General features: G+C 40.7%; 3 protein-coding genes. 1 reads left to right on the top strand and 2 read right to left on the bottom strand.

Annotation, left to right across the window (positions count from 1 at the left end; genetic code table 11):
* The first annotated feature begins 384 nt into the window (after positions 1 to 384).
* The gene (locus DBR11_RS20700; RefSeq protein ID WP_108554524.1) at positions 385 to 2,778 is read left to right on the top strand and encodes a TonB-dependent receptor; all 2,394 of its coding nucleotides are present in this window, start codon (positions 385 to 387) and stop codon (positions 2,776 to 2,778) included.
* A 144-nt stretch (positions 2,779 to 2,922) separates the two neighbouring features.
* Here the strand turns inward: DBR11_RS20700 and DBR11_RS20695 are convergent, their stop codons facing one another.
* Both DBR11_RS20695 and DBR11_RS20690 read right to left on the bottom strand, forming a co-directional pair.
* A complete protein-coding gene (locus DBR11_RS20695) occupies positions 2,923 to 3,252 on the bottom strand; it encodes a hypothetical protein (protein ID WP_108554523.1) in 330 nt (109 codons plus the stop codon).
* A 12-nt stretch (positions 3,253 to 3,264) separates the two neighbouring features.
* The coding region (locus DBR11_RS20690) for an OmpA family protein (protein ID WP_146186607.1) at positions 3,265 to 3,481 on the bottom strand (217 nt) is incomplete at its 5' end.

Here is a 3,481-nt window from a genome sequence, read left to right as displayed (position 1 = left end):
ATAAGCTGGCTGATGATGGGCTTTATTTTGAACACTAGCCCTAACCTTGCCAAAGGTCATTCATTACGCACCCTTATGGGCGCACGCCCGTTTTCTTGCGAAATCCACCAAGGATCCCTTGTCTTAATAGTCCCATAATTTTAAAAATTTAAATGATCAATACTTCTGTTAATTCGTCATGACGATACAAAGAGAAGCAAATTAAAAGACCTGTGGCAGTCCAGGGAGGTACGGTACCCCAGAGGCAAATTAGGGTAAAAAGGAGCTTCATATGTGTGGTAGTCAATGAAAATAATATCTCAATAAAATAATTATTTAGAATGATTAAAAATAATAATAGTTTTCAATACCTTCGCTATCTATAATTAATCTAAATAATTTTACATGAAAAGAAAGCTACTAAACGTTCTCCTGTTATGGTTCGCCTTCAGCAGTTTAGATTCCTATGCCCAGCAAAACGGCACGATTAAAGGGAAGGTACTCACTTCAGAAGGCAGGCCTGCCCAAAACATCTCCGTCCAGTTGCAGGGAAAAAAAATAGGGACATCAACAGATAATAAGGGAGAATTTACAATAGGAAAGGTTAAACCAGGAGATTATATTCTTAAAATATCCGCAATTGGTTTAAACCCTATTCAAAAAATGATCAATATCCATGATGGACAGCAACTTGAACTCAATTTTACCTTATCAGAAAATTATGCCGAGCTGCAAGAAGTGATTATAGGTGGCGGCAAAGTGAATAAATTTTCAAGAGCATCCAGTAATACTGTGGCAAAAGTACAGCTAAAAGATCTGGAGAACCCTCAGGTATATACCAGTGTGAGCAAAGAACTTATACAGGATCAAATGATCGTTACCTATTCTGATGTGCTGAAGAATGTACCTGGTGTTATCCTGCAGCTCCAGAATAATGGAAACGGCCCAGGAGGCACAGTGGCTATGCGTGGATTTTCCGGTGGCTCCTATTTAAGAAATGGAGTACCTGGAATGACCGTAGGCTACCTGGACCCCGTAAATCTGGAAAGCCTTGAGGCCATCAAAGGTCCTTCAGGTGCACTATTTGGCAGCAGCAGTTTAACTTCCTTTGGAGGTTTATTTAACCGCATTACCAAAAAACCTATGGATATATTTGAAGCCAGTGCAGGCTATTCAGCAGGCAGTTTTGGTTTAAGCAGGATCACATTTGATGTAAATGCACCTTTAAATAACGATAAAAATTTATTGTTCCGCATTTCAGGCGCGAAGCATTATGAAGGTAGTTTCCAGGATGCAGGCTTTCAGTCCTATGTCTTTGTTGCACCGTCGCTGACCTATAAAGTAAACGACAGGCTTAGCATTTTTCTGGACGGCGAATACATGAAAGGAAAAAACAATGGTTTTTACCGTTTATTTGTTGATGCCTCTAATGCGACCGGAGTGCATACACCTGCAGATCTGAACTTTGATTTTAAACGGCGTTTTGTTGGCGATGATATGGAGTCCAATGTAACTACAGGTAATTTCTATGCCCAGGCAGATTACGAACTGGGCAGAGGCTGGAAATCACAAACCAATTTTTCTTATTCCAGCACTGATGGCGATGGTGCCTCTGCCTATCTAAGCATGGCAGCAGGCAATAAATTGTTAACCCGAAACGCTACCCTGTCTTTGTATAGTAAAAATGCAATGACCGACTTGCAGCAGAACTTTACAGGCAATTTTAAAATTGGAGATATAGGCAATAAATTACTGATTGGACTGGATTATCTCCACAATGAGGCCAGATCCAATTCTGCATCCGTGGCATTTGACCAAATAGATGCCGTTAATCCTGGTGCAAATTATGGCAAACTGAATAAACCAGCTTTAATCGATCGTTTAAGCAATAGCCCTTTTACCCGTACCAGTAATTTTCAAAATACCTACAGTGTCTATACCCAGGACGTAATCGACCTGACCAATCAACTCTCAGCTCTGGCCAGTATCCGCTTAGACCGTTTTGAAAATAACGGAACTTTTAACCTGAATACTGGTGTAAATAATGGCCAATACAAACAGACCAGCTTCTCTCCAAAGTTTGGACTGGTTTATCAACCAATAAAAGATAAGTTGTCTGTATTTGCCAATTACATGAATGGGTTTCAAAATGTCGCTCCCGTAACACAGCCAGACCAGAGCATCAGTAACTTTAAAGCAAGACAAGCCAATCAAACCGAGGGCGGTCTGAAATTAAATCTTCTGGATGGCAAACTGACCAGTACACTCAGCTACTACTACATTAAAGTAAACAATACCGTACGCCAGGATCCAGATCGGCCGGGTTTCAGCATCCAGAACGGAAACCAGTTAAGTAAAGGCTTTGAAGCAGAAGCTGCGTTTAACCCAATTCCAGGCTTTAATCTTGTAGCTGGTTATGCTTATAATGACAGTAAATACTTACAGGCATCAGCCAATGTAGATGGTTTACGCCCTGAAAGTGCCGGGCCGCGGACAATGATCAATGCCTGGGCAAGTTATCGTTTTACAGAAGGTCAGCTCCAGGGCTTCGGTCTCGGTTTTGGCGGGAACTATGCCAGTAAAAACATCACTGCCATAACCACCACAAGCTTATTTACATTGCCGGCATACACTGCTTTGAATGCATCTGCTTTCTATGACCAGCCCAGATTCAGAGTTGGATTAAAAGCAAACAATCTCACCAACGAAAAATACTATATAGGCTGGGGTACCACCATACCTCAAATGCCTGCGAACTTTATTGCAGAATTCACATTAAAACTTGGCGGTGTAAAATAAAACATCCTACCAATTAGCACCCTTCCCGGTCTGCACCGAAGAAAGATAGGTTTTCATGATCAAGCCTCAGAACCTAGCAGGTTCAGCAAGATCAGAAAACCTATTTTTTCCCTGATTAAACTCCTTATCCAACAATTTCCATTCCTATCTCATCTCAGAGAAGGCCACATCATCACCGGCACCTGCAAGGTATTGGTGCATTTCATCCATTTCCAGATGCGCCCTCAGTCTTTCTTCTCCAATCGTATCCAACAGCTCAGTTATGCCATAATAGTCAATAGCGACAATGATATCTACAAAATCAAGTAAACGACGGGTTTCGACTTCAGAAGCATTAAATCTATGCATTGTCTGCACCAGATCAATATAGTCTCGTTTAGTATTTATTACCTTATCTTTCATATTCTTCTCTCTAATAGGTTTCAATTTTGAAATTTCTTTAAAAGGATCATGCAGACTTGCATGAAGCGCCAAACTCTTCTTTGTTTATTGTTTAACTATTTTAAACTCTGTTCTTCTGTTCAACTGATGAGCTGACTCCGGACAGTTCACTCCATTAGAGCAGTGATTTAATAACCTGCTTTCGCCATAACCTTTTGCTGTGATTCTGTTTTTCCCGATTCCACGATCAATAATATATTGAACCGCTGAATTTGCCCTCCGCTGAGACAACCACTGATTATATTGATCATTACCTCTACTG

This window comes from Pedobacter sp. HMWF019, assembly GCF_003061025.1.
GTDB lineage: Bacteria > Bacteroidota > Bacteroidia > Sphingobacteriales > Sphingobacteriaceae > Pedobacter.
The sequence above is the reverse complement of the archived record's forward strand: the minus strand, read 5'-3'. Positions and strand labels throughout refer to the sequence as shown.